The sequence below is a fragment of the Pseudalkalibacillus decolorationis genome (assembly GCF_024609785.1).
Taxonomy (GTDB): domain Bacteria; phylum Bacillota; class Bacilli; order Bacillales; family Fictibacillaceae; genus Pseudalkalibacillus; species Pseudalkalibacillus decolorationis.
Map to the genome: position 1 here is coordinate 1 of NZ_JANHJQ010000073.1, position 729 is coordinate 729.

Here is a 729-nt window from a genome sequence, read left to right on the forward strand (position 1 = left end):
CGATGTAAAGGATGCCAGGGTGATCGCAAGGCTAGTAGAAGAAGGGCGCTATTCAGAGCCTAATTTGCCGGAAGGAATCTATGCAGACCTTCGAGAAGGAATGAATCTTTATCATCATCTAATGAAAGATCTCCAAGCTGTACAAGGGCGTATGCACCAGTGGATTGACAAGTACTTTCCAGAGTATACAAAAGTGTTTAGTGATTGGGAAGGAAAAACATCGTTACAAGTGTTGCGTATGGGACTATTCCCTGATGAAATCCTAACCTGTTCTGAAGAAGAAATCCTTCTCCAAATTCGTAAAGAAGTAAAGAGAGGGGTAGGCATTAAAAAAGTCCGTCAACTTCAAGATGCAGCACGGCAATCCATCGGTATTACAGAGGGAAGAGACCTGGCCAGGCTTAAACTCAACACCTTATTAGCCCAATACACGCTCATTAGAAAAGAAATCGTTAACGTGTGGAAGAAAATGAAGGAGCTCCTCAACCATATTCCAGGTGCGAAAGAAATGATGGAGATTCATGGGGTTGCTGGAACGACGGTTGCAGGCTTTTTCGCAGAAGTCGGGGACCTTTCCAACTACGAACATCCGGACCAAATTATCAAATTAGCAGGGTTAAATCTAAAGCTGGCGACTTCAGGAAAATGGAAAGGAAAGACGGTTATCACAAAACGGGGACGCCCTAAACTACGTGCGCTGTTATTTAAAGTCATATTGCCTCTGGTTGG

At 43.9% G+C, this 729-nt stretch carries 1 protein-coding gene; it reads left to right on the forward strand.

The annotated features are described in order from the left end of the window. Positions 1-19: 19 nt before the first annotated feature. A partial coding sequence (locus tag NON16_RS25910) for a transposase (protein WP_257352400.1) occupies positions 20-729 on the forward strand: 710 nt, incomplete at its 3' end.